The following is a 25,319-nucleotide window of genomic DNA, read 5'->3' as shown; positions in this document are numbered from 1 at the left end:
TGCCGATCCGCTCCAGTCGAATACACGGGATTCGAGGGGACACTCGCCGACCGCCGGCCGTTTTCGACGGACACTCACCCGCCGCGTGAGGACCCGTGGCTTACCGCCGCGCGGGGTGCGTTACTTACCCGCCGCGCGAGCCAGCTCCTCCGGGTAGCGGTCGCCGGAAATCGCGGTGGCCGGGGCCGCGGCCTCGATACGCGCCAAATCCGCTGCGGTCAGCGTGATCTCGGTGGCGGCCACATTCTGCTCCAGGTAGGTGCGGCGCTTGGTGCCCGGGATCGGGACCACATCGTCGCCGCGGCTGTGCACCCAGGCGAGGGCGAGTTGTCCTGCGGTGACGCCCTTTTCCTCGGCCAGCTCGCGCAGGGCCGCCACGATCGCGAGGTTGCCGTCGATATTGCCGTCGGCGAAACGCGGCAGGCGGCGGCGCAGATCGTCGGCGGGCAGATCGGCGGTGGAGGTGATGGCGCCGGTCAGGAAGCCGCGGCCGAGCGGCGAGAACGGCACGATGCCGATGCCCAGTTCGCGGACGGTGGGCAGCACCTGTGCCTCGATATCGCGGGTCCACAGCGACCATTCGCTCTGCAGCGCGGTGATCGGATGCACCGCGTGCGCGGCCCGGATGGTGTCCGCGGACGCCTCGGAGATGCCGAGGTAGCGCACCTTGCCGGCGGTCACCAGCTCGGCCAGCGCACCCCAGGTCTCCTCGATGGGCACATTCGGGTCGACGCGGTGCTGGTAGTAGAGATCGATGTGATCGATCCCGAGCCGCGACAGCGACTCGTCGGCGCACTGCTTCACATAGGCCGCATCCCCGCGCGCCCCCATCGACCCGTCCGCACCCCACACGATGCCGAACTTGGTGGCCACCACCGCCTTGTCTCTACGGCCCGCGAGCGCCCGGCCGAGCAGCCGCTCATTGGTCTCGGGCCCGTACACATTCGCGGTATCCAGCAGTGTGACACCCAGATCCAGCGCCCGGTGAATCGTGGCGATCGACTCGTTGTCGTCATTGCGCACGCCGTAGGCCTGGCTCATGCCCATGAGACCGAGCCCCTGCGCACCGACAGTCAGTTCGCCGAGTTTCCTGGTCGCGATCATGCGGGACTCCTCCTTGGTGACGCCGTTGCTTCGAGTTCGTGAGCTCTGCTCACGAACAACGACGCTACGGCTTGGAGCGCACTCCAAGTCAAGCCCGGACTATCAGCCGATGAGCCTGCTCAGGTCGCGCAGCAGTTCGGAGGCGGTGATCGAGTCCAAGTCGCCGAACACCGGGTCACCGGGGTCGTGGGCGGACCGGCCGGTGGGCACGGTGCTGCCACGGAGGCGGACGGTGAACTGCTGCTCGGATCGGTCGCCGCCCCGATCGGTATCCAGGCCGCCGTCGACCTCGACGACGACCAGGCGGCCGCCACCCACGTCCTTGGACAGCCCGGCCCAGTAGCCGCCCAGATTGTCGAAGAAACGCCAGCCGCGCTGTGTCAGGCCGAGCAATCGTCCGGTGGCTGCGGCCTGGTTCTCGAAGCGGGCGAGGGCGTCGGTAACGCGCTCTTCCGGTGTGAAGGCGAGGATCTCCCGCTGTAGCTGCGGGAATGGTTGCAGCACTTCGTAATCGGCGAAGATCTCGCCCCAGGAGGCGAGGTCGTCGCCCAGGTGTACAGGGTGTGCGATGCCGACGATCGCCGTCTCGGCGACGGTGGTGGCATCGTCGGACGCGCCGACGTAGCCGCGATCCTCGGCCATACGGAAGGAGTCGAGGACCGCGCCGTCGTCATCGAAGACCGCCCACACCAGGCGGCGCGTCACCTGCCACAACAGCGGATGGTCGACGAACAGGCGGCGATGGTCGACGGCGGACCAGCGGCGGCCGGTCACCATCGCCCGCTCGAAGCGACGGATCTGCTGTGCGGCAGCGGATTTCGATTCCTTCTTCAGCGCCGCGAAGCGCTGGTACGCCGCCGGAGCGAGGGTCTCGTCGTCGGTCGCAGCGGGTTTCGGCAGGGTTTTCCGCACGGTCGTGGAGCGCCAAGCCCCGTCATCGGTGCGCGCCGCGTCGAAGATCAGCGGTTTCAGTTGTTCGTCGAATCCGATGACGAAGCCACGCGAACCGTAGTCGAGAGTCAGTGTGCCATCGGCATCGAGACCGAAAGCGGGGACCAGGCGATCGGCCAGCTCCTCGGAGGTCAGGCCGAGTTCGTCGGCCAGCGCGGCGATCTTCTCCCCGGCATTGGTCTTGATGCCCTTGAACTTCACGCGCTCGGAGATGCCGTGCAACTGCATGAGGGCGATATCGCTGCCGATGCGCAGCAGTGCGTCCAATCCGGCGACGGCGCGCGCATGCGCTTGCTGCCCCGGCCAGCGGCGAATCCACGGACCGAGCCGGCGGGCCGTCTCATCGGTGCCGAGCAGACCCAGTGCGTGCAGCACCCAGCCGTCCTTGGCCGGGTAGTCGGCCAGTCGCCAGGATTCGAAGACGCCCCAGGCGAATTCGGCCAGGGAGTCGGGGTCGGTCGCCTCGGTGACCCTGGCCACGCCGGTGTAATCACCCGGCGGGCCGGACAGCGTGAGCATCGTGCACAGGTCCCGTGCCGCGTCCGCCGGAAGCACAGCGCTGCGGTCGCGCAGCAGCAGCGGCGGGAGCGCTTCCGGGACGAGCCAATTCGGTAGCGCCGGGATGCGGGCGGGAAGTTGCAGCAGCGGGTCGGTATCCACGACGGTGCTCACCGCGGCAGTCACGGAGTCACCGAATTCCTGTGCGGCACCGATGATGACGTCACGATGGCCGCGGGCCGCCAGCGTGCGCAGCGCGCACTCGGCGAGTGACCGCTGCTTGCCGGGCTTGGTCAGCGCCGCCGCGATCACCTCCGGCAGGGCGGTGCACAGGTGCCGCTCGAACCAGGCGAGCGCGTGTGCGTGGGTCCTCCTGCCCTCGAGCCACCGCATCATGGACAGCGTGACCTCGGTGCCGGTGACCGGCGCGAGGATCCTCGCGTGACTGGCCGCCCTGGTCTGCACCATGGCCGTGACATAGGGGATCGCCTCGTCACCGAAGCGGGCGAGGGTGCGGCGCAGCGCGTCGGCGCCCGGCGGTTCCATCGCACCGGACCGGATGGTGGCCAGCAGGGGCCGGACCAGTTCGGCGGGTGCGGCGGCGAAGGCGTAGGGCAGCATCATCTCCCAGTAACCGCCCTGCAACGCGGTCTGGATCACCCTCGGCCAGTTCTCTTGGGTATGGCTCGAAACCGCGACCGGGAGCTGCGCCCACTCCTCGCGTTCGCCTGCTGCCCAGGCCAATCCAGCGGGCCGGGGCGCGACCAGATCGGCGACGACGAGCGGCTTCGTGCGAACGCGAGGGCGTAGCCATGGGGGAGTGCGCAGCACCGCGGGGAGCTCGTCGATCGTGGCCGTGCGCCGGGGACTTTCGAGCAGTCCGGCCACCGACGGCGTCCGGGCGACCGACTGCGGATCGCGGTGAGCCACGGAACGGAGCAGGGCGCGTGCCATAGCGGAGTGCTCGGCCTGCGGTGCCAGCAGCCGCAGGGCACGCTGCGGGAACGCGGCGGCGGCCCGGGCCAGCGCGGGTGCGGCATGTGCCTGCTCGTGCCGGGCCAGCAGCGCGGAAAACGCTTCGTCGCACGGCAATTGGGCGAGCATGTCCAACAGGTCGGTGGTGGGCATCGAGTCGTACTCGCCGCAGTGCTCGAGCAGCCGATCGACGACACCGGCACAGTCCGGACCGAACCGGGCCAGCACGGCGTAGAACACGGGCCTGCCGTGGTAGCCGAGCAGTTCGCCGCCCGCCATCGCCGCCGCAACGGTTTCCAGCTCGTCCCGGGTGTCCACCGAGGCCGCCACCAGCAGCAGGGGGACATCGTCGCGGTAGCGATGGTGCGCGCCCGCGACCACATCCCGCACCGCCTCGGCGACCCAATCCCGTTCCGTATGACCGAGAAAGGCGATGGTTGCTCGAATCCAGGTGTGGGTCTTGGTGTTTCGCAACTCGGTAAGGCGAGCGATCGCCTCGGCGTACTCCCGATCGGGAGCGCCGGCCAGATGTGCGCGCAGCCGGATGACGCCGTCCTCGTTCGATTCCTCGCGATTCCAGTGACGTGCAGGCGCATTGCGGTAGGGCCGGGTCCAGCGAGCGTGACGGCCGATGCTCTTCCGCAATTCGAGGTCGTACACCGCGGCCTCGACCGCGAAGGCGAGACCCCGCAGACGCACCCACGAGTCCGCGGCCAGGCGCGCGTACCCGGGCCAATGCCTGCGTATCTGGTCGAGCGTGTAGGTCAGGAGCGCGGCGCCCAGCGGTGTGCACGAGGCGGGGTCGGTCAGCGCTGTCCTCGCGGCGTCGGCGAGCTCGGGGGATCCGTCGGACATGCGGTCGAACGTTTTCGCCAGCTGCGTGCGATAGCCCGCGACGAGTTCGGCGAACTCCTCGGCCGCACGGGGATTCAAGTCCAACGGCCGCTCCGGGCCGATGCCCCGGGCGGGGATGCCGAGCTCCCACCATGTGGCGGGAGCCTCCCAGCAGTCCTCGTCCTGGCCGGAAATGGTTGTGGCGGTGTCGGTCCCGAGCATGATCTCCCGAATCGTGAGTGCGTCCGGAGCGACTGTAGCGGCAGCGGCCGACACGCTGTCGGGATCTCAGGCGGGATCGATGAACTGGTGGTCGCTGCGGATCCGGCCGTCGGCGTCCAGGGACAGGATGTCGTAACCGCCGCCCGCTTCGGTGCCGTCGGCCGCGACCATCGCCCAGCCGATGCCCACCAGTCCGGCGGACAGCTGGGTGGCCCGTCCGCGCGCCTGGAAGACGTATTCGCCCGGGGCGATGAACATCTCGTAGCTGCGGGTGGCGCGGGCCTCCAGTTGACGGTGGCCGCGCACCTCCAGATCCGGGATCGGGAACGCCAGTTCCGCGACGGCCTCCCGCATGGCCTGCGGGGGATCGGTCAGCACCTGCCGGCTGTCGGCGGCCCAGAGGTCCACGATGCGCTTGCGGCGGGCGTCCGCCTCGGCCTCGTTCCAGAAGTTCACGTACTGCTCGGTGAGGGTGGCCAGGGCTTTGTCGTCCAGTCGATTGCTCATGTCGAAGAGTCTGCTCGAGAGCGATGCCCTGTGCGATTCCCTGCAGGGAATGACGCAGCGCCCACCCGAACGGTCCAGGTGGGCGCTGAAATCCGGTGGACGCGGCGCGGGAATCTAGCCTGCTCGCTTCCAATTCTCCAGGGCCACAGCGGGATCGGCTTCACCGTCGGCGCCGGCCCAGGCGATGTAGCCGTCGGGCCGCACCAGCAGCGGCTGCTGTCCCGCGTCGGCGGCCACGACCACGCGTGCGTGCTGTGCCGCCTGCGCCGCGACGGGGGTGGGCGTCACCAGGACGAAGTCGCCGTCGCGCAGCGCCTCGTACAGGCGGCCACCATCGGTGAGCGCGATATCGGCGGCGCGGGTGCCCACCAGGTGATGCGCGCCATGCGGCCGCGGATAGGTGAATCCGATGCCCGAGATCGACCCGGCGGCCTTGTGCGCCACCGGTGGCAGCGAAAGCGCGCCTCCGGCAAGGGTATTGCGCACCAGGCGGCCGATCTTCGATTCCAGCATGGCGCCGCGAATGATCGCGCCGCTGCTGCGCAGCACCTCCCTGCCGACCGGGTGCCGCTCGGCCTGATAGGTGTCGAGCAGGCCCTCCGGAGCCCAACCCTGCACGGCCGCAGCGAGTTTCCAGCCGAGGTTGGCGGCATCCTGCAGACCGGTGTTCATGCCCTGACCGCCGGCGGGGGAGTGCACGTGCGCCGCGTCGCCCGCCAGGAACACCCGGCCCACCCGATACGACTCGACCTGGCGTTCGTCACTGTGGAAGCGCGACATCCAGCGCGGGTCGTGCATGCCGAAATCGGTTCCGAGCGCGCGGATCACGACATCGCGCAGTTCCTCGAAATCGACGGGTTCGGTGTCGGGCAGCTGGTTGCGCCGGTTCCACGCGAAGATCCGATACCAGCCGTCGCCGAAGGGGGCGATGAAGGCGAACGCATCGCCGACGCCATTGACCGTCAGCACCTGCTGCGGCGGCTTGGCCAGCCGCACATCGGCCAGCATGATCGACTTCAAGACCGACTTGCCGGGGAACTCCAGGCCGAGGGTTTCCCGCACCCGGCTGCGGTAGCCGTCCGTGCCGGCGAGGTAGCTCGCCCGCACGGCGTGCACCGAATCCTCGTATCGCACTTGCGCTTCCACGGATTCCCCGGTGTCGGTGAAGGTGATCAGCTCGGCCCCGCCCACCAGATTCGCGCCGAGTCCGACCGCGCGCTTGCGCAACACCTCTTCGACATGGGTCTGCGGTGTGATGGCCAGATACGGGAACCGGCTGTCGAGCAGCCCGGCCAGATCGATCTCGACATGCCCGAACAGTTGCAGCTTGTCCACGGTCGCGCCGCCGCTGAGCACCTCCTCCGCGATGCCCCGCGCGTCGAACTGCTCCAGGGTGCGGGCGTGCACCGCGAACGCCCGCGTGAGATCGGAGCCGTGCGCGTGCTTCTCCACCAGCGTCACCGCGACCCCGGCGCGTGCGAGATCCCCCGCGAGGAGCAGCCCGGTGGGCCCGCCGCCGATAACCAGGACATCGGTCTGTTCGGGAATCATCCTGTCCTCCAAGCTATTCAATCAGGTCAACAACTGTTGGCCAACGCTTGTTGACTACTGTAAGCCCGGCCCTTGCTTTGGTCAACACTTGTTGGCCTACACTCGTTGGCATGACCGCGGAACCAACCAAGAGGTCCGATGTAACCCGGGCCGCGATCCTCGCCGCCGCCCGCGAACGCTTCGCCCGCGACGGCTACGACCGCGCCACCGTCCGAGCCATCGCCGCCGACGCCGGCATCGACCCCTCCATGGTCATCCGCTACTTCGGCTCCAAGGACAAACTCTTCTCCCTCGCCGCCGAATTCGACCTGCAATTGCCAGATTTCGCCGAAATCCCCGACACCGACCTCGGCACCGCCCTCATCACCTTCGCCCTCCACCGCTGGGAAGCCGACGACACCCTCCCCGCGCTGCTGCGCGCGGCCGTCACCAACGAGGGTGCGGCGGAGAAGATGCGCAGCATCTTCAGCGGGCAGGTGGTCCCCATGCTCCTGACCCGCGGCATCCCCCCGGCCGACGCCATCCCCCGCGCCGGCCTGATCGGCACCCAACTCCTCGGCCTGGCCCTGTGCCGCTACGTCCTGCGCGTACCCCCCGTGGTCGCCATGCCCGCCGACGAACTCATCGCCTGGCTCGGCCCCACGATCCAGCGCTACCTCACCGGCCGGCCCCAGAGTTGACGTTCCCGAACGGCACGGCGCAGGCGTCCGCCGTGTGACCTAGCTGGAAGGCAAACCCGGCCCGATTGTCCTGTGCGCCTTCGCGAGTACCAACGAACCGTCGGTCATCGCCGTCGCCCGCACGGGCCCTTTCCAACCGCACCAGCCGCCACATTCGGCAACATCCTGGCTCTCGACCCGATCGTCGTCGAATCCAGCGGTAATGCGCCACGCGCGAGCCGGATGCCCGCAGATCGGGCACTTACCAAAGTAATTCAGGATCTCCTGCACGGCCGACGCGACGACCTCGCGCTTGTGACCAACCACCGCGACCGCCTCCCGCCACTGAGACTATTCGGGCGGTCAAGGGAGGTCGGCCACCCACGACGACGAGGGCTGGACGAAATCATCGAGATGGCCGCACACTGGCGCGATGCAGGGCGTGTACAAGAATGCGCGGGGGCGCCTCGCGGCGCGCCGGTGGTGCTCGGAAACTCTTGCGCGGGCAGGCTTTCCGCTCACAACGTCGTTGCTGGACACCACTGCCGGATCGGTGCACGTGACCGCTGCGGGTATCGGCGCTCCCCGTGTGGTGGTCGTGCCCGGCACCGGGTTCAACGCCGCTGTGGCTCTACCGTGGCTTCAGGCGCTGTCGAGCCGCTGGCCGACCATGATCGTGGACCTGTCCGGCCAGCCCGGTCTCAGTGATCCGCGCCGGCCGCGGCGTCACCGGCTGCGCTGGTACGGTCGATTACTCGACGAGATCCTGACCATCGCAGACCTGGACAACGTTGTGCTGGTGGGAAATTCGCTGGGTGCGGCGGTGGCCCTCGCCGCCGGTTCGCCCCGGATCGCCGCCCGCGCCTTGATCTCCCCCGCAGGCGTCATCCGCCTGTCCATGGCCCCGAAACTCGCTGCGGCATCAGCGATATGGCTACTCCGCCCGAGCACGGACCACACCCGCGACCTCCTGCGACTGTTCGTCGCGCCAGGCGAGGAACCACCCGAGCCCGAAGTGGAGTGGATGACCGTCCTGGCCGCCAACTGTCGCACCACCCTGGCCCCGCCGCCCCTACCGTCAGCTCTGCTGGCCGATCGCGCCACCCGCCCGTGCGTGGTCGCGGTAGGCGAGCACGACCGATTCCTCCCACCGCACAGACTGGCCCCGGCCCTGCGCCGCACCATGAACATCGACCCGCACATCATCACCGGCATGGGCCACCTGACAACCCCCGCTCACCTCAACCACGTCGTGGCCCTGGTCGCCCAACTCGCCGACTAGCGGCCGGGTCAGAACTGGCCGGAGGTTGACGCAGACGAGTGTGTTCACGGAAGCGCAGCGCTGCTGGTCTGAGGTTGTGGTGCGCTGTTCGGAGTGTCGCCGGTTTCCAGCCGGTGCCATGCGGTGAGGAAGACCAGGGCGGCGAGGATCGAGCCTGCGTGGGCGAAACTTGTTGCGCCGAGATAAATTACCCATTCGTCGCCGTGGACGGTGGCCTCGAATCCTTGTTTGTGGATGGGGACGCACCACAATATCGCGCCGAGTGCCAGCGCTGCCGTCGCTACCAGCGCCATGAGGGCGGTGACGGCCACCGGCACTATCCGCGCGCGTCCGGTGTAGCGCCGGACTGCGCCGCGTCGCATCAGCCACCACGAGGCCAGGCACGCCAAGGCCAGTGCGATCGCGTCGGCTGCGAGAGTGTCGCTGAGACGATGCCATTTGGCGGTGAGCGTGTAGTGGCCGATGCTCACCGCCCAGGGCAGCACCACCAGCATTGCCAGGCCGCGCCAACGGTAGGGGACGACCAGAATGAGGGCGAACAAGATGGTCATGGCGGCGGTGGTGTGCCCGCTCGGAAAGCTGTTGTTCGTGTAATCGGCTGTGGCGGAAACTAAGTCGGGGCGCGGGAGCAGGTAACGCTTAAGTGGTTGCACGACCGCCTGCCCGGCGACGATCACGCCCAACCCCGCGACCATCAAATCCATGCGGCGTCGCAGTGCGGCGATCACGCCGATGATGACCGTCGCGACCCCCAGGGAATAGACGGTGATCTGGTCGAGGGTGTGGTTCGCCTGCGTTGCGTCGCGGGCCGCCGCCTGGTCAGCGCCTCGCAAAGCCGCGTTCTCGAGAGCTTGGCCGTCGGCGGTCCGCACGGCCAGCAGGTAGGTCGCGACCACAACGAGTGCGGAGGCCGCAACGATCAAGGGCCATCGCCGCAGGGGAATGGCCGCGGACCGGTCGGAGCGAGCGTCCGCCGCAGGGATCGATGGCATTTCTGAATCATTGCTGCCCAGTCGCGTATTCGGCGCGAAGATCACACGGCAAGTCGCGGGCGTGCGGCTGAACTCCGGAACCGTCCACCGCAAGCGGTACAACACCAGATGGCAGGCCCCGCGAAAGCGCCGCCGAGCTCGGGTTCACCTTGGTGGGGATTTGCTCCACCTTGGTCGGTGGCGGGTAGTACTCGGGGGTCTGATTACGAGGCCGAGTGCGACGGATAGTGGGAGGAGTCCAGCCCACGTACCGGAGGTCCGATGTCCGTCACCGCGAACCCCAGTCCCGTCACGGTTTGGACTCGAGACCGCGTGAGGCTCGCGGTGGAGGTGTCCGGGCCCCGCGATGCCGAACTGACAGTTGTTCTGCTGCATGGGCATTGCGGACGCGGCGGGTCCTGGACGCAGGTGCGCGATGCGCTGCGCCGGCAGTTACCGCAGGTCCGGATCGTGTGCTACGACCATCGCGGGCATGGTGATTCGGGCACGGCCGCACGGCAGACCTACACCCTGGAGCGGCTCGGGCAGGATCTGCGGGATGTGCTCGACGCGGTGGCGCCCGTCGGTCCGGTTGTCCTCGTGGGATATTCGATGGGCGGGATGAGCGCGCTCACCTATATCGCCCAGAACTCGCACGAGGTCGGTGCGCGCGTCATCGGGATGGGCCTCATCGCGACAGCCGCGAGCGGGATCGGCGACACCGGGCTCGGGCGGTTCCTGCGGCACCCCGCCATCGCACTGTTCCAGGCCGCGGTTCGACGGGCACCCGGCGTCATGCATTACGCGAAGCAGTTGGCGGGCAAGGCTTTCGCGCCGATCGTGCGAGCGGCGGAACTCGGCGATCGCACGGTGAACCCGCGGGTCCTCACGCTCGCGAACGCGATGCACAATCAGACCCCGATCGTGCCGATGGCCGCGTTCCTGACCGCGTTCACGACCTACGACCGCACCGACGCACTGAGCGTCCTGTCGAGGATCCCCACCCTGGTGCTCTGCGGCACCGCCGACGTGATGACCCCGCCGTCGCATTCGATCGCCATGGCCGCGGCCGTCGACTACTCGGATCTGGTCCTGATCGAGGGCGCGGGGCATTCGGTGATCCTGGAGCAGCCGGCACAGGTCGCCGAGGCACTCCTGCGCCTGATCACGCGGGCGAGCGACACCGACAGCCCCCGTACGCGACTCGCGCCGGCCGCCGCCTGATGGCAACCACGCCGACCCGGACACCACCTCGAACCGCCAGTTGATCCGACCGGCGACGGGGAGAACAACAGCTGCCGTCGGCGGGTGATGCGAAGGCCGTCCGCCGGCGGCAGCATACTGACAGCTATGACCCGCCGGAATTCTCTGTCCGCCGTGTCCGCTCCCGGGTGGTTGACTCGCATCCTCGAGCCGCTGAAGCCACGGCCCGCTCGCATACCCTGGTCCGCCGCCACCCGCGCCAGCCTCGGCATGGCCCTGCCGCTGGCACTCGGATTCGCCACCGGTTATCCCGCATACGGCGCACTCGTTTCGATGGGCGCGTTGTCGAGCGTCCTCAGCGACACCGCGACCACCTACCGCATGCGCGTCCTCAATATCGCTGTGCCGCAACTCTTCAGCGCCCTGGGCCTGACCGTCGGCATCCTCGTGTACGGGCACGGCTGGATCGCCGTCACCGTCGTCACCGCCATCGCGCTCGTCTCGGGGATGATCTCCGTGATCGGCACCGTCTCCTCCGCGTCCGGACTGCTGCTGCTGATGAGCACCGTGATCGGCGCCGGTCTGCCGATGCCGGGGCCCTGGTGGCTGGCGCCTGTGCTGATGGGCGCGGGCGGTGCGCTCGTGCTCGCGCTGGCCCTGCTCGCCTGGCCCCTGCGCGGCGACTTGCCCGAGCGGGCCGCGGTGGCCGACACCTATCGCGCCGTCGCGAACCTGCTGGACAACGCGGCATCGCAGCCGCAGACCTACGCCGCCGCCCGGCAGGAACTCGCCCGCTCGCTCGACCGGGCCTACGACCTGATCCTGGCCCGCCGGCTGCTCGACCACAGCCGCAATCCGGACCTGGTGCGACTTGTCGGCGGCCTCAACGCCGTCGTCCCGATCGTCGAAGCCGCACCGGCCGCACACCAATTCGCCCAGCGAAACCACCGGCCTGTGCCCACAGCAGTGTCCGACGCGGTGCGGACGCTCGCCGACGCCGTCGATCGCGGGTTCACCGGACCGGTCGATCTACACCTGCCGACCCCGGACGACCCCGTCGCCCAGGCCGTCGACGACGCGGTACGCCACGCGGCCGCCCTGCTCTCCGGCACTCAACCCGGCACGGCCGACGACCAGATCGGCCGGCCCGCGCCCGTGCGTGAACGCCTGCTGCAGGCGACCCACGTGGTGTTGCTGTCCGCGGCTTCCTGGCGTTACGGCCTGCGCCTGGCCCTGTGCATCGGGCTGGCCCAGGCGCTGGTGTCGCTGGTCGAGGTCCCGCGTTCCTATTGGGTGGCGCTGGCCGTCACCTTTGTCATGAAACCCGACTTCGGTTCGGTCTTCTCGCGGGCGGTCCTGCGAGCCGTCGGCACGGCCACCGGCTTGCTCGTCGCCGCGGCCGTACTGACCCAGGTGCCACGCGGCTGGTGGGACGTACTCGCGATGGCGTTGCTCGCCCCGCTGATTCCGGTGCTCACCCCGCGCGGCTACGGCTACCAGACCGCCGCTGTCACACCGGTGATCCTGCTGCTGTCCGACCTCATCAACCACCAGGGCGCCGGACTCGTCGCACCACGCCTGTACGACTCCCTGATCGGTTGCGCCATCGCGCTGTTCGCGGGCTACCTGCTGTGGCCGCAGAGCTGGGCGACGCGCGTCGGTGACAAACTCGCAGCGGCTGTGGCCGACACGGCACGCTACATCGAATACGCCTTCCTCGACCCGGATGCCCCCGGCATGCCCGACCGGTCCGCGCGCGCCCGCATGCGCCGGCAGCTGTTCCACGACCTGTCGGCCGTGCGCATGGAATTCCAGCGCGCCCTCACCGAGCCACCGCCGATGGGGACCCGCGCTGTGGCATGGATGCCGCTGGTCGTCGCGGTCGAGCAGATCGTAGACACCACTACCGCCGCCCGGATCCGGATGCGGCAGGGCGCACCCTGGCCACCCCTCGCCGAATCCCGGGAACTCGCAGCGCAATTGGAGACGCTGGCCCGCGGACTGCGCGAGCCGGCCACTGTGCTCCCATCGCAACCCGCACGCCCCGAGAACAGTCAGGAGGACGACGTGCTCGAACCGCTGCGCCGTGACGTGCGCGCGGCCCTCACGATCGCCTCCGAACTCGCGCCCTGACCGCTCGTCACCCGACGCTGCCGGATGCGCTGCCGGTCGGCTGCATCTCGCACATCCACGGCATGCTCGCACACGCCAAACGGTTGCCGGAGGCCGTATCGAGCGACCACAGCAGGTTCTCCAATGTCCGGCCCCAATCGATTCCGCTGGATCCCGTTGCCACCGCACCGGCGCTGGGTGCAGACCTGCACGCCATCTTTCGATCGCCTCGAAAGTTATTGGCAAGGCCCCTGTTTCACGAAGACCCCAACCCCCGCGCCCCGTTTTCGCGCGCCACTGATTCCGGGGGATCCGGCTCCAAGCACCCAGCGCAGGGAGGATCCGGCCCGCACAAGCGTCGGAGGTAGCTACATCGCACGTCCGCGCCGCAGTGAATCCGGCCGAGCCTCAGTCGATCCGGTCGGCGTGAACGGGGCTGCTGTCGGCATACTTCGCCCGGAGCGCGGCCCGTCGTTCGGCCTCGAGGGCTGCGCGGCGCTCGCGGGTTCGCGTGGTGCGGCGCGAGCGCGGTGACTGCTCACGTTCCTCATCGAACCGGTGGCCCGTTCGGAAGAACCCCATCACCCAGCCAACCGCAACGCTGACCGCATCCCACAAAACGGCCGCGAGCACCAACAGAACGAACCCTCCGATTGCGAACCACTTCAGGTCGCCGATCAAGAGATCGACTCCGAGCCTGAAGAAACCGGCCACAAGAATCCCCCCACCACAGGCACAACCGTGCCAAACCAACCACAACCGAACGATCGTAACTCTCCGAGGTGATCTCGGATCAGCACAGCGACTCGATCCTCCGCGGTTTCGCGCGTGCCGGCACAGTCAGCGCGACCAGCGGCAGAATAGTGTGTTCGGCTGTGGGGTGCGGCGTCGGAGGAAACTTCGACCCTGCGGTTCTCGTAGCCATCCGCGCCGATTTCGATGAAAGCCACGGCCGGCTGCCGCGCATCGAGGCCGCCGGTTAGACCAGACCGCGTTTCTCGCGTTCAGCTTCGACCAGTTCCTCCAGGACTTCCTCCGCGTCCACCGCGAACTCGCTGTCGTCCAGGGCGTCGTAGTCCTGGGTGCTCAGCGGCAGACCGAGCTCGGCGAGCTCGGCGGCCAGCCGCGTGAACGCGATTCGCACGTCGGGCTCGTCCTGGTAACCCGCCTGCACGGCAGCAACCCCCTCCGCCAGGCTAAAGCCAGTCAATCCCCAAAAGGTGAATTCGGTGTCCAGCATTATGACGCGCCAGCCCCGGTTTACGGGCTCATCGGGGTGGAGCCAGTAACCGACCCATCCCTTTCCCCCTTTCGCCACGAGCTTGAGGTACCGGGCCAACTCCGCAGCCCCGGCGTTGTCGGCTTGCGTCTCCGGGTGCGCGAGATCCTCTTCGCGCATATAGCTGGTATCCAGGAGCGGGTTGACTTCTCCCGCCTCGAAGAAGTCGAGGTCGAGCAGGTGGCCGAAATCGGTGCGACCTTCCCACTGAGCCACCAGCAGCACTCGCAGATCGTCGGGTATCGGTCGGCCATCCAACCGCTCGCGGGAAAACTCAGCGAGCCGTGCGTCGAACATGTGCCCCCTCCAGAAGTTGAAACGAGATCCTCGCTTCAACGTAACAGCGGTCTCCGACAAGGCACGCGGAGCGTCGGAAACGATAGCGCGACAACTGATATGCGTCATCGGAGTAGATCGCACCGTGCGCATGTCAGTTGGAGTCACGCTGGAATCGGCATGATGGTGCGTTCGGTCGGCGCTAGCTCAAGCTCGGCCCGTTGACCTTTGCCCGGACCGCGCTGGCCGGTTCGGGCAGCGCGGGCAGCGGCAGATGCGTGCGTTTGCCTTGGTTGTTACATGTCGGCCTCGTGCCAGTCGCGCCCGATCATTCGGATCATCGACGGCCACACGATCAGACGGCGGAATGGTGTGATCACAGTCAGGTAAGCCACTCCGAGTGTGCCGTTGGGTTTTACCAACATGGCCATCTGGCCGCGGCAGACGCCGGTCGCTTCGTCGGGCACCCAGCCAACGTGCAGCACTGCGTGCACAGTCCGATTCGCGCTCTCCAGCGCCCATTCGTTGCGCGTCAGGTAAACCGACGTGAACGGAATCGAGTGCAGGGCCGGGCCGGGGGGAGCATCACGCAGATCCGCCGGCAGCCTGTCGCGCAACGTTGGCACCCCGGTGCCGACGCCGAAGTCTGGACGATCCCAGCCGAACAGCTTTCCGAGTTTCCAGCGCAGCGCGAACAGCGCGCGGACCGCCGGTGAACGGTGCGTCCCGGCGCCTTCCGCGAGTTGCCGCACCAAGCGGGGAAAGTCGTCGATGTCACCGGGGGTCGGCAACGCCCATACGTCGGCGAGCCGGAAGTCACCCGTGATTTCATGAATCCGCCATGGCCGGGCCGAATGCGCGGTCTTCGGTAGTCTCACCACGAGGTCGTCCACTCTCCACCGCCCGGGGTACTGATGACCGTTCCAACCATGCACCGAGTCTCGCAGTTCGCAGACCGTTGAGACCGGCACGGCCTATCGGCGGGTCGTTCAGGCGTACCGCGGGATCTCAGCCAACCGGGCTCAGGCTCCGGCGGCGCGGCCCGGGATCCCGAGTACGTGGTCGCGGGCACGTTCGGGCGACGGCGGTTGCCGGTCCGTTTGCGCATCTGAGCCATGTAAACCAAAGCAGCCCAGCGGCATTCGGCGCGAATCGCTTCGCACACAGAAACAGCTCGAGCATCGACGGCAAACGGTCGACGGACCAGTCGAACGCACTCAACTCGGCCTGAGGGTGCGGTCGGCAGGTTCTGGGCGGCGTAACGGGTGGTTCGGGGATGCGTGCGGTGGTTGTCGGTGAGTGGCATGGGGAGGTCAGATTGTTGTTCGGTAGTAGCTCACTTCTTCCGTCGGTAGCCATGAGATCAGGTGCGCCCGAATGGCTTCGGCCTGTCCTGGGTGTTCGCGCTCCTCATCGACGTCGAACATGTCCAGGGCTGCGCCGGCGTCCGGCGCGACGGCGGCGAGACAGTCATGAAAACCGCCACATCGGCGTCGATCCGTTCGCGTTCGAGCAACTCGCCGATCGCGGCCTGGACCGCCTCGGCCTGAGCCTTGTCCGCGAGGTCGACGACAAGAAACTGGACAGCTATGTTCACTGACACGACTCGGACGCTAGCGGGCAGGTCCGACAGCCAATCTGCCACTCGCGCAGCCGAACTCATGATGAGGGAGCTCTCAGGGCGGAAATCTGTCCGGATTCCCGCCGTGGGAGCTCCCTGATCTTCAGTCGAATGCGCCCCGACCGATGGCCTGCGTGAAGGCATCCCACGCTCGGGGTGCGAACACGAGTGCTGGGCCGGTGGGGTCTTTGCTGTCGCGGACGCCCACCGCGTCGGCCAGGAATGCGACTTCTACGCATTCCTGGCCACCGCCACTGCGGCTGGACTTGAACCATTCGGCATCGGTCAGATCAGCGTTCACTGTCGATCTCCCTTGCTATCTCGCGTAGTACGTCGCGGCTTGGTTGAACGTCCAGGGCGGCTTGCCGAACCCTGGCGTATGCCTCTCTGAACCGGTCTACGTCAGTATCCCGCTCGAAATACATACTGCCAGTGAAGCTCTCAGCGAAGACGATGGTCGGTTCCGGTGAGGCACTCCTGGCTTCGGTTCCGAACTCCAGTAGGACGAACGGCGGCAGCGCCCAGCCGATCGGGAACCCTGCGCGGTAGGGCAGTACACGGATTTCGATGTTGTCGCGGCTGCTCGCGTCGGCGAGGTGGCGCAGTTGCGGCACCATCACTGCGCGACCACCTACGCGCGTCCGTATTGCCGCTTCATGCAGGACGATCGACGCGGTGGCGGGCCTGCGCTTGCGAAAGATGATCGATTGCCGCTGTTTTCGCAGCTCAATACGCCGTTCCAGTTCGATCTCGGTCTCGGCGGGGAAGTAGGTCCTATCGAGAATCCGTGTGTAGGCGGAGGTTTGGAGCAGACCCGGAATGATCAGGGGCTGAAAGATCGTCAAGGTGCTTGCGGCTGCTTCCAGACCGACATAAAGGTTGAAATTCGCAGGGATCAGATCACCGTAGGCGTGCCACCACGACCGGACCGGCGCCTGTTGCGCGAGCCCTTTCAACGCAGCCGTGCGCTCGTCTCCGACTCCGTACAGCTCGCAGAGATCTTCGACTTCGCGTATGCGAACACGCTCGGTCTGTCCCTTTTCGAGTCGCTGGAGGGTGCTCTTGCCCCACTCCATCAGCGTCGCAGCTTGTTCCAGCGTCATATTCGCGGCTTCGCGTGCCTCGCGCAGGTATCTCCCGAGCTGCCGGCGAGGCAGTGTAGTGCTCCCGTTCACAGGCATCAGACCCATCCTGGGGTGAGTTCTCCGACCGATACGGGAGAAAGTGTGTGCTCAGAACGGGAATGGCACAGGCATTTTGAACCAACTTTCTGGGCTCCCAGATTCGCAGCCGCAGGAATGCCGCCCGGGTGTGTGCTTGCCCTGCGAACGGAGGTGCTCGCCGGACGCGCAGGAATCCAACACTATCCGTCGCTAGGAGGCGGTCATGCCGTGGGACATATGGGCCTTGCTTTCGATCTTCGTGCTGTGCGGTGCCGTAATCGCCTGGGCGGTTTGGGGGTTCGTGCGTGAGCGGCGGGCGGGTGGAGGCGAGTCGTTGCGCCTACTACTCGTGGGTGGTGGGCATCTCGATGTGCCGGCCGTCAGGGGACGGCGCGCGGGGTGTCATCGGGCCCGGAAGAGTGAGTTGTTCTGGCTGCTGGTGCGATTCGGGGTGCGGATGGAGGTCGGGGCGTGAAATCTGCTGAGGTTGCGGTTCTCGCGGCGCTGCATCCGGATCGGGTGCTCACGGCTGCGCAGGTGCAGGGAGCCGCGCGGTTGACCAGTTGGCGGACGCGTAATGCGCTGGCGCAGTTGGAATTGCGGGGGCTGGTGTTGCCGAGCAGGCCGCGGGGGCGGTGGCGGATCAGTCCTCGGGGGCGAGTGGCGTTGAGCGCGAAAGGCAGACGATTCGCGTGACGGACCCGGGGGCGGACGACGAAATCCGTTGCGACAGGCCACGGAAAGCGAAGCGCCCCGCACGGAAAGCCGTGCGGGGCGCTTCGGGTGCTGCTGTCGACTAGACGCTGACGCCCACGCGCAGGGCGTGCGGCTCGATCGCGCCGCGGACCAGGGCCCGCTCGTCGATGGTCTCGGCCTTGTAGGGCAGGGTCGAGAGGGTGGCGGTCATCTTCGCGACCGGGTCCTCGATCGCCTTCGGGGTGCCGAAGATGAAGGTCCACTCGTGTTCGTCGGAGACGTAGGGGACCACCGTCTCGAACAGGTTGTGGAAGCGGGTCCAGGAGCGCTTCAGGGTTTCGTTGCGCCACATGGTCTGACAGCCGGCCTGGGCCGCCAGCACGCCGCCCTCGGCGAGCAGCGCCTTGCAGCGGTTGAGGAAGTCGTCCTCGTACAGGCGGTTGTGCTGGGCGTCCTCGACGCGCTCGTCGGGGAGGTCGATGCAGATGAGGTCGTAGCGGACGCCCGCCGCCTCGGCCTTGGCCAGGAAGTCCCAGCCGTCGGCGTAGTGCATCTTGATCGGGCCGGTCTGCGCGACCGCCTCGGCCAGATCCGCCTGCGAGTAGCCGTAGGGGAGGTGCTCGGCGCACAGCTCCACCTCCAGCTGGTCGATGTCGACGTGGTCGACGAGCGTCGCGCCCGCGGCCACCGACATCTGCGAGGCGACGCCCTCACCGGAACCGATGATGAGCACCTTGTCCATCTTCTCGGCCAGCGCGTAACCCGGGACCAGCATGGCCTCGTGGTAGGTGAGCTGCGAGAACTCGGTGGACTGGCGATCGTCGTCGGAGAACAGGGAGATGCCCTGCTCGGTCCTGGCGATGATCATGTGCTGGAACGGGGTGTTCGTGTCCACGATCACCTCGGACATGTTCCACACGCGGGTCAGGCCCTCGCCGACCGGCTCGTGGATCCGGCGCGAGGCATGCCCGCGCTGGATGACCTCCATGTTGACCGACTTCGGCGACAGCTCCTGCTGCAACAGCTCCACTGCCTTGGTGGCACCGGAACCGATGCTGCCGCAAGTGAATACGTCGACGAAGATGTCGCCCGACTCCGGGTAGGTGTGAATCGACGCGTGCGATTCCGACAGGAGGGCCAGGATGGTGACACCCTGCGGCTCGAACTGCTTGCGCACGACATCGCAGATGGTCACCCCCGCGGCGACCAACGATTTTCGAAGCGCGGTTTCGAGGCGTTCGATGTCATCGCAGAGACCAGCGTCGACACCACCGAACTCGGCCAGCACATGCCAGCCGGTGAATTCTGCCGTCATAAGCGAACTCACTCTCGCTCAGCGCCAATGACATGCACAGTCAGAGGCGGAAAACCGTTGAAGGACACCGACGAATAGCTCGCCGTATAGGCGCCGGTTTCGAGGATGCGAACTGCATCACCGGCTCGCAACGAGGTCGGAAGAAGGACCCGCGTGCGTTGATAGAGTACATCGTCGCCGTCACACGTCGGTCCGGCGACCACCGCCTCATCCTTCGGATCCGCGTCGCGGTCGGTCTGGAATCGGTATGCGATGTACTCGTTCTCGGTTTCGGCCATGCCGTTGTAGCGGCCGATATCGAGGTATACCCAGCGCCGCCCGTCCGGCGCGGTACGAACATTCACCACCTCGGCGTGAATCACACCGGTGTTGCCCACCAGGGCGCGACCGGGTTCCACCACCAGGCCGGTGTGTTCCGGGAGCAGGCGGGCGGCCGCGTCGGCGATCACCGCGCCCAGTTCGTCGATGCCAGGAGCCGCGTCGGCGTACGAAATCGGAAGTCCCCCACCGATATTCACCGCCGACACCGGAATGTCCTTGACCGCAAGGGCTTCGGTGATGGCCGCGGCCTGCTCGATGCCGATGCGCCAGGCGATCGGATCCAGCTGCTGCGAACCCACATGGAAGTACGGACCCACGACCTTCAGGCCCAGATCATTGGCGCGCACCAGCAGGTGCACGGCCTCACCGGGCGCGCAGCCGAACTTGGTGCCGAACGGCGTCTGCGACTGCGGCGCCGACGCCAGGAACCGGCACTCCACCTCGGATCCCGGCGCATGCTCGGCAATGCGCTCCAGGTCGTCTTCGGTGTCGAAGGCGTAGCGTCGCACACCGGCCGCATAGGCGGTGGCGATCTGCGAAGCCTTCTTGATGGGGTTCCCGTAACACATGACCGCCGGATCGACGCCCTGCGCGATGCAGAGCTCGATCTCGCCGATGCTGGCGACGTCGAACTCGGCGCCCTCGTCGTTCAGTAGCCGGATGATCTCCGGTACGGGACTCGCCTTGACGGCGAAGCGAATTCGCGCGGTGGGTAGCGCGGCATGCAGTGCGCGGTAGTTCGCGCGGACCCGGTTCAGGTCGATGACCAGACAGGGCGACTCGGGCACGTTTCGATCGGTCAATCTAAGGGAACTCTTCTCGTCCGGGCACGAAGGCGGCGACAGGCAACAGTGCGCGAGAATACACGCGATTGCCTACGAAATCCGAACCGGAGCCCGAACGAATTTTTCAGCCTACTACCCGGTCAGCTGCGCGAACCGGGTAACAAGGCGTGTCGGAGTGTGACGTGTTCAACCCGCGGACACGGTGACCTCGTCGAATACCACCTCACCGGCGGCATCGGACTCGGCCAGATCGACCACCGCTTCCACCGCCCAGCCGTGATCGCCGGCCGGGTCGTCGAGCACCTGACGCACATGCCAGAACTCGGGCCGCTGCTCGATCTGGAACAGCTTCGGACCGCGCGCGTTCGGGCCGGTGCCGATTTCGTCGTATTCGGCGTAGTACGGCTCCAGCGCGGATTCCCAATCCAGCTCGTCGCCGAGTTCGTCGAGCGCGTCCCAGCGCTGGAAGGCCGCCAGTTCGATGCGACGGAACATGGCATTGCGCACCAGCACTCGGAAGGACCGCTCATTGGCGGTGATGGGGCGGATACCCTCCGCGCCGAAAGCGACCTGCTCGGTATCGGTTTCCGCGCCCGGATTGGTGAGCTGCTCCCACTCATCCAGCAGGCTCGAGTCGACCTGGCGGATGAGCTCGCCCAGCCACTCGGTGATGTCGTCGAGCTCCTCGGTGCGCGCCTGCTCGGGGACCGTGCGGCGCAGCGCGCGGTAGGCGTCGGCGAGATAGCGCAGCACCACGCCCTCCGAGCGGGCGAGCTCATAGTTGGAGACGAGCTCGGCGAAGGTGAGCGAGCGCTCCACCATCTCGCGGACGACGGACTTGGGGGAGGGCTCGAACTCCGAAACCCAGGGATGACCGCCCTTGTAGGTCTCGAACGCCGGCAGGATGAGCTCCTCGGCGAGCGGCTTGGGCCAGGTCACCTCCTCGAGGAGTTCCATGCGCTCCTCATATTCGATGCCGTCGGCCTTCATCTCCGCGACGGCTTCACCCCGTGCCTTGTGCTGCTGCGCCATGAGCAGCTGGCGCGGATCCTCCAGAGTGGATTCGATGATCGAGATGACATCGACGGTGTAGCTCGGGGACTCCTTGTCCAGGAGTTCCAGCGCCGCCAGCGCGAACGGTGACAGCGGCTGGTCCAGCGCGAAGTCGCGTTGCAGATCCACCATGAGCCGTGCGTGCCGCCCGTACTTGTCGGGCTCGTCGAGCTGCTGCACCACGCCCGCGTCCCGCAGCGCCCGATACAACCGGATCGCCTTGAGGATGTGCTTGCGCTGCGCCGCGCGCGGCTCATGATTGGACTCCAGCAGATGCCGCATGGCGTAGAAGCAATTGCCCTTGCGCGCAATCACATTCAGCAGCATCGAGTTGGTCACGTTGAACCGCGACATCATCGGCTCGGGTGAGGCCGCGACGAGGCGATCGAAGGTGTCCTCGGACCAGGACACGAAACCCTCCGGGGGCTTGCGCTTCTGGACCTTCTTCAACTTCTTGGGATCGTCTCCCGCCTTGGCCACCAGGCGCGCGTTCTCCACCTCGTGCTCGGGCGCCTGCACCACCACTGTGCCCATGGTGTCGAATCCGGCGCGACCGGCACGCCCCGAGATCTGATGGAACTCACGGGCATTGAGCCGGCGCGTGCGCACGCCGTCGTATTTGGTGAGCCCGGTCAGCAGCACCGTGCGGATCGGCACATTGATACCCACCCCGAGAGTGTCTGTGCCGCACACCACTTTGAGCAGCCCGTCCTGCGCCAGCTTCTCCACCAGCCGCCGATACTTCGGCAGCATCCCCGCGTGATGCACCCCGATCCCGTGCCGGATGAACCGCGACAACTGCTTGCCGAACCCGGTCGCGAACCGGAAATCCCCCAGCGCCTCCGCGATAGCGTCCTTCTCCGCTTTGGATGCGAAGTTCACACTCATCAGCGCCTGCGCCCGCTCGATCGCCGCCGCCTGCGTGAAGTGCACGACATACACCGGCGCGAGACTGGTGGTCACCAGATCCTCGAGCGTCTCGGTGATCGGTGTCCGCACATACGAAAAGCTCAGCGGCACCGGCCGTTCCGCCCCCGACACGATCGCCGTCGACCGCCCGGTCCGCCGCGTCAAATCCTCCGCGAAGAAGTCGACCTCACCCAAAGTCGCCGACATCAGCAGGAATTGCACGTTCGGCAGCTCGATCAGCGGCACCTGCCACGCCCACCCGCGATCCGGATCGGCGTAGTAGTGGAACTCGTCCATGATGACCTGGCCGACATTGGCGTCCGCCCCTTCACGCAGCGCGAGATTCGCCAGAATCTCCGCCGTGGCGCAGATGATCGGCGCCTCCGGATTGACCGCCGCGTCCCCGGTCACCATCCCGACCCGGTCCGCCCCGAACACCTCGCACAGCGCGAAGAACTTCTCACTGACCAGCGCTTTGATCGGCGCCGTGTAGTAACTGCGCTGCCCGCGATTGAGCGCCGCGAAATGCGCCCCGATCGCCACCATCGACTTCCCCGACCCGGTAGGCGTAGCCAGAATGACATTCGCCCCGGTCACCAGCTCGAGCAGCGCCTCCTCCTGCGCCGGATACAGCGCCAGCCCCTGCTCGGTCGTCCACTCGGCGAAGGTCTCGTACAACCACTCCGGATCCACGTCGGCAACGGCTTGGTCAGGAACGAGTTCGGATAGCTGCACGCCGAACAACGTTACCGCTACATCCGCTCCCGGTCGGCGCTGCACCCGCGCGGTACCCGCCACCGACGCACACCACCCACGTCCGCGTCAGCACGCCACATTGATGAAAACCCGCCTGGCGTCACCGCCAGAGTTATGGATGGCCACATTCCTCAGTGGCCCCTCATACGGCTCTTTCAAGTATTCGTTATCGGAGCCGCTCGCCAGTACCTCGGCCCCGGTCGTTCCGCCCCATTGAGTCTTCCAATCGGACGGCACGCCCGGCTCGAACCGAACAAGCTTCGAATTGCCCTTGAACTCTTCGACCTGCCCAGCGGACATATCGACGACGGCAACCAGAACCTGATCATTGAACGCGCTCCGGTCGTCGTAATCAACCAGCTTGGCTCCTTCTGGAAAGTCAAGTTTTCCGCATTTCGCGATCTCCTGAAGTTCATCGGAGTCATTCGAGCATCCAGACGCGAGCAATGTGAGTGTGCCGACCAATATGGCGGCGGCAATTTTACCCGTCTGCGTTCCGATCACAGATTTTGGGTCCACATTTGGGAATATGGCGACTCTCCTCTCGCTATGTAGCTTCGGGCCAGTCCAAGTTCCTCCAGCAGTCTGGCCTCGTTGTTCAAGGTCTTCGCGGGCTTTGTGTATCCGGCCTGGAGTTGATCGAAGTTGTAGTAGTCCCATATGTAAATCTTGAACGATATCTGAGCTCGAAGGCCATCCAATAGGCCTGGTGCCAGAACTGTGGTATCGCTACCAACCGCCACTGCAAAGGTTCCAAGCGCATTCGCGACGTCTTGGTCGTCGACCGAATGGATGCCTTTCCAGTCGGAAGTCAGTTCTCTTTTGACTCCGATCTGTGGATCCTTTCGAGCCTGCTCGGCGATATCATCCAAGCATTCGGAAATCTTCGACTTGACAACCGATGCGCCGACGACCTTCAGGTAGTTCTCGAGGCTGATCTTGTACTCTTCACCGGATGCGTGGTTGTCCAGGTAGAAGTCAAGCATATCCGCCGCGAAGTCGTATCCGCGGACATCGAAGTACGCCTTGACTGCGGCTATGTCCGCGGCAAGATAGCTCGAATCGTCCCGCGTACCAGCCTTCGACCCGTGGATCGCTCGGTCGTCGGGTAATGCTCGATCAGGAGGCGGATGCAACTTGTACCTCCCACCAAACCTGGCTGCCGAAACCATATCTTTGGGCGCTCGTGCCTGCGACCATCTTCTCGGGAATTTCGAAGTCGGTGGCGTTGAATGCTGGTATTTCTCGCCCGTTCGAATAATTCAATGCCGTCGAAATAGTGTCGACGATCGTGGTAATCGCTGTGTGTCGCGCATCTGCGGAAGTCTTCAGTGCTTCCGCCGCTGTCGTGATTTCGGATTTCATCGAGTCCCGCATAGGGCTGTCGATCACCTGCGCCCAGGACCCCAGCGGAAGGGTGAACCCGAGGAAGCTCATCGGCTGTGTCACTGCGGCGGCGAGCCCCACCGACTGGTTGTACACCAGCCGTTCGATGCAAGCCCCGCCGTACTCGACGATCCTCGATACGGCGTCCAGGTCGTCGCTGCGTCGCCAGACCGATTGCCAGAGGCCGCGCGCGCTTTCGCCGAAAGCTTGGGATGCATCCTTGGTCCAGAAACCTTGGAGCCACTGGATGCCAGTGCTCAGGTTTTGTGAGGCTACGAAGTCATTGATGCTGAGTTGACCGATTGTGCGGCCGATCACCTGCAGTGATTCCCAGTCCGAGGCCAGCGGCGTGAGGTAGTTCGCTGCCGGTTTGATTCCGATCGCTGCGCTCAGCGCATCATCGAATGGTGCGACGGCGTTGGCGCTGGCGGTGACGACATTGCGCAGAGTGTAGGTGGCGTCGTCGATAGTCGGCAGGGTAGGCAGCTGTAATGCGCTGAACCGTTTGATGGTCTCGTCGAAGGCGATCGTGGATCCGTTGTCGCCTGTCAGAAGCGTCGAGATGGTGGAGGCTGAGCCGTCGTCGACCGATCGATATCCGCGCTGTGCATCGGTCAGTTTCGTACCGAGGGTATCGACTGCGGTCACATCGCTCGAATGTGCCGTCGACAATGCGGTGTGGAACGTTTCGAAGGATTGCGACAATGTGCCCATTAGGCCGCTCGAGCCGGTGGGAAGCGAGACGGCCGACAGCAATTGCGCGGCATTGGACGAGAAGTTCGTGCTCAGATCCTGGAGGTCCAGGGTGAACCCAGCGAGGCTGGGTAGATCGACTGTGAAGTTGTCCATGAGCCCCCCGCTTGTGAACCGCGCCGGTGGAATTCCAGCCG

Annotated in this window: 23 protein-coding genes; 6 read left to right on the top strand and 17 right to left on the bottom strand. The window is 66.4% G+C overall.

Going from position 1 to position 25,319, the window contains the following annotated elements:
- Nucleotides 1-120 precede the first annotated feature (120 nt).
- The 4 genes from H0264_RS30065 to H0264_RS30050 all read right to left on the bottom strand — a co-directional run bounded on the left by H0264_RS30065 (nucleotide 121) and on the right by H0264_RS30050 (nucleotide 6,642).
- On the bottom strand, nucleotides 121-1,104 hold the full coding sequence (locus H0264_RS30065) for an aldo/keto reductase (protein ID WP_181580673.1): 984 nt from the start codon (nucleotides 1,102-1,104) through the stop codon (nucleotides 121-123).
- Nucleotides 1,105-1,206: 102 nt separating this feature from the next.
- Nucleotides 1,207-4,584, bottom strand: coding sequence for a DUF4132 domain-containing protein (locus tag H0264_RS30060; protein WP_181580672.1), 3,378 nt, complete (start codon nucleotides 4,582-4,584; stop codon nucleotides 1,207-1,209).
- Between the two features lie 66 nt (nucleotides 4,585-4,650).
- Nucleotides 4,651-5,091: a hypothetical protein gene (locus H0264_RS30055; protein WP_181580671.1), complete on the bottom strand. Its 441-nt coding sequence runs from the start codon at nucleotides 5,089-5,091 to the stop codon at nucleotides 4,651-4,653.
- 114 nt (nucleotides 5,092-5,205) lie between these two features.
- A complete protein-coding gene (locus tag H0264_RS30050) occupies nucleotides 5,206-6,642 on the bottom strand; it encodes an FAD-dependent monooxygenase (RefSeq protein ID WP_181580670.1) in 1,437 nt (478 codons plus the stop codon).
- A gap of 110 nt (nucleotides 6,643-6,752) precedes the next feature.
- Here H0264_RS30050 and H0264_RS30045 point away from each other — a divergent pair, with 110 nt between their 5' ends.
- The gene (locus H0264_RS30045; RefSeq protein WP_181580669.1) at nucleotides 6,753-7,322 is read left to right on the top strand and encodes a TetR/AcrR family transcriptional regulator; all 570 of its coding nucleotides are present in this window, start codon (nucleotides 6,753-6,755) and stop codon (nucleotides 7,320-7,322) included.
- A 39-nt stretch (nucleotides 7,323-7,361) separates the two neighbouring features.
- Here the strand turns inward: H0264_RS30045 and H0264_RS30040 are convergent, their stop codons facing one another.
- The gene (locus H0264_RS30040; RefSeq protein ID WP_181580668.1) at nucleotides 7,362-7,628 is read right to left on the bottom strand and encodes a hypothetical protein; all 267 of its coding nucleotides are present in this window, start codon (nucleotides 7,626-7,628) and stop codon (nucleotides 7,362-7,364) included.
- 202 nt (nucleotides 7,629-7,830) lie between these two features.
- On the opposite strand from H0264_RS30040, the gene H0264_RS30035 reads away from it, so the two are divergent.
- On the top strand, nucleotides 7,831-8,583 hold the full coding sequence (locus tag H0264_RS30035; RefSeq protein WP_181580667.1) for an alpha/beta fold hydrolase: 753 nt from the start codon (nucleotides 7,831-7,833) through the stop codon (nucleotides 8,581-8,583).
- Between the two features lie 44 nt (nucleotides 8,584-8,627).
- On the opposite strand, the gene H0264_RS30030 is transcribed toward H0264_RS30035, so the two are convergent.
- Nucleotides 8,628-9,575, bottom strand: coding sequence for a phosphatase PAP2 family protein (locus H0264_RS30030; RefSeq protein ID WP_181580666.1), 948 nt, complete (start codon nucleotides 9,573-9,575; stop codon nucleotides 8,628-8,630).
- Between the two features lie 312 nt (nucleotides 9,576-9,887).
- Between H0264_RS30030 and H0264_RS30025 the strand changes: the two genes are divergently transcribed.
- Nucleotides 9,888-10,778: an alpha/beta fold hydrolase gene (locus H0264_RS30025; protein ID WP_244975989.1), complete on the top strand. Its 891-nt coding sequence runs from the start codon at nucleotides 9,888-9,890 to the stop codon at nucleotides 10,776-10,778.
- Nucleotides 10,779-10,931: 153 nt separating this feature from the next.
- The gene (locus tag H0264_RS30020; RefSeq protein WP_220139864.1) at nucleotides 10,932-12,890 is read left to right on the top strand and encodes an FUSC family protein; all 1,959 of its coding nucleotides are present in this window, start codon (nucleotides 10,932-10,934) and stop codon (nucleotides 12,888-12,890) included.
- Between the two features lie 387 nt (nucleotides 12,891-13,277).
- On the opposite strand, the gene H0264_RS30010 is transcribed toward H0264_RS30020, so the two are convergent.
- The 3 genes from H0264_RS30010 to H0264_RS30000 all read right to left on the bottom strand — a co-directional run bounded on the left by H0264_RS30010 (nucleotide 13,278) and on the right by H0264_RS30000 (nucleotide 15,317).
- Nucleotides 13,278-13,583, bottom strand: coding sequence for a hypothetical protein (locus H0264_RS30010; protein WP_181580662.1), 306 nt, complete (start codon nucleotides 13,581-13,583; stop codon nucleotides 13,278-13,280).
- Nucleotides 13,584-13,848: 265 nt separating this feature from the next.
- Nucleotides 13,849-14,445, bottom strand: a complete 597-nt coding sequence (locus tag H0264_RS30005; RefSeq protein WP_181580661.1) for a hypothetical protein — start codon at nucleotides 14,443-14,445, stop codon at nucleotides 13,849-13,851.
- Nucleotides 14,446-14,720: 275 nt separating this feature from the next.
- Nucleotides 14,721-15,317, bottom strand: coding sequence for a DUF2867 domain-containing protein (locus H0264_RS30000; RefSeq protein WP_244975988.1), 597 nt, complete (start codon nucleotides 15,315-15,317; stop codon nucleotides 14,721-14,723).
- Between the two features lie 474 nt (nucleotides 15,318-15,791).
- Between H0264_RS30000 and H0264_RS29995 the strand changes: the two genes are divergently transcribed.
- The gene (locus H0264_RS29995) at nucleotides 15,792-15,974 is read left to right on the top strand and encodes a hypothetical protein (protein WP_181580660.1); all 183 of its coding nucleotides are present in this window, start codon (nucleotides 15,792-15,794) and stop codon (nucleotides 15,972-15,974) included.
- A 174-nt stretch (nucleotides 15,975-16,148) separates the two neighbouring features.
- Here the strand turns inward: H0264_RS29995 and H0264_RS29990 are convergent, their stop codons facing one another.
- A complete protein-coding gene (locus H0264_RS29990; protein ID WP_181580659.1) occupies nucleotides 16,149-16,346 on the bottom strand; it encodes a DUF397 domain-containing protein in 198 nt (65 codons plus the stop codon).
- Nucleotides 16,336-17,226 (bottom strand): helix-turn-helix domain-containing protein, encoded by an 891-nt coding sequence (locus H0264_RS29985; RefSeq protein ID WP_276514515.1) that lies wholly within the window; start codon nucleotides 17,224-17,226, stop codon nucleotides 16,336-16,338. Before H0264_RS29985 ends, H0264_RS29990 begins: the two co-directional genes overlap by 11 nt.
- A gap of 205 nt (nucleotides 17,227-17,431) precedes the next feature.
- Between H0264_RS29985 and H0264_RS29980 the strand changes: the two genes are divergently transcribed.
- Complete coding sequence (locus H0264_RS29980; RefSeq protein ID WP_181580657.1) at nucleotides 17,432-17,683, top strand: hypothetical protein; 252 nt, start codon at nucleotides 17,432-17,434, stop codon at nucleotides 17,681-17,683.
- 321 nt (nucleotides 17,684-18,004) lie between these two features.
- On the opposite strand, the gene speD is transcribed toward H0264_RS29980, so the two are convergent.
- The 6 genes from speD to H0264_RS29950 all read right to left on the bottom strand — a co-directional run bounded on the left by speD (nucleotide 18,005) and on the right by H0264_RS29950 (nucleotide 25,278).
- Nucleotides 18,005-19,219 carry an adenosylmethionine decarboxylase gene (gene speD, locus H0264_RS29975; RefSeq protein WP_181580656.1) on the bottom strand — a complete coding sequence of 405 codons (1,215 nt, stop codon included), beginning with the start codon at nucleotides 19,217-19,219 and terminating at the stop codon, nucleotides 18,005-18,007.
- Between the two features lie 8 nt (nucleotides 19,220-19,227).
- On the bottom strand, nucleotides 19,228-20,328 hold the full coding sequence (locus H0264_RS29970) for a type III PLP-dependent enzyme (protein WP_181585923.1): 1,101 nt from the start codon (nucleotides 20,326-20,328) through the stop codon (nucleotides 19,228-19,230).
- A 183-nt stretch (nucleotides 20,329-20,511) separates the two neighbouring features.
- Nucleotides 20,512-23,022, bottom strand: coding sequence for a DEAD/DEAH box helicase (locus H0264_RS29965; protein WP_181580655.1), 2,511 nt, complete (start codon nucleotides 23,020-23,022; stop codon nucleotides 20,512-20,514).
- Between the two features lie 87 nt (nucleotides 23,023-23,109).
- A complete protein-coding gene (locus H0264_RS29960) occupies nucleotides 23,110-23,547 on the bottom strand; it encodes a hypothetical protein (protein ID WP_181580654.1) in 438 nt (145 codons plus the stop codon).
- The gene (locus H0264_RS29955) at nucleotides 23,544-24,215 is read right to left on the bottom strand and encodes a hypothetical protein (protein ID WP_181580653.1); all 672 of its coding nucleotides are present in this window, start codon (nucleotides 24,213-24,215) and stop codon (nucleotides 23,544-23,546) included. Before H0264_RS29955 ends, H0264_RS29960 begins: the two co-directional genes overlap by 4 nt.
- Nucleotides 24,163-25,278 (bottom strand): hypothetical protein, encoded by a 1,116-nt coding sequence (locus tag H0264_RS29950; RefSeq protein WP_181580652.1) that lies wholly within the window; start codon nucleotides 25,276-25,278, stop codon nucleotides 24,163-24,165. Before H0264_RS29950 ends, H0264_RS29955 begins: the two co-directional genes overlap by 53 nt.
- Nucleotides 25,279-25,319 lie beyond the last annotated feature (41 nt).

It is taken from the genome of Nocardia huaxiensis (assembly GCF_013744875.1).
Classification (GTDB): Bacteria; Actinomycetota; Actinomycetes; order Mycobacteriales; family Mycobacteriaceae; genus Nocardia; species Nocardia huaxiensis.
Note: the sequence above shows the minus strand (reverse complement) of the source record. Positions and strands in the feature narration are given on the sequence as shown.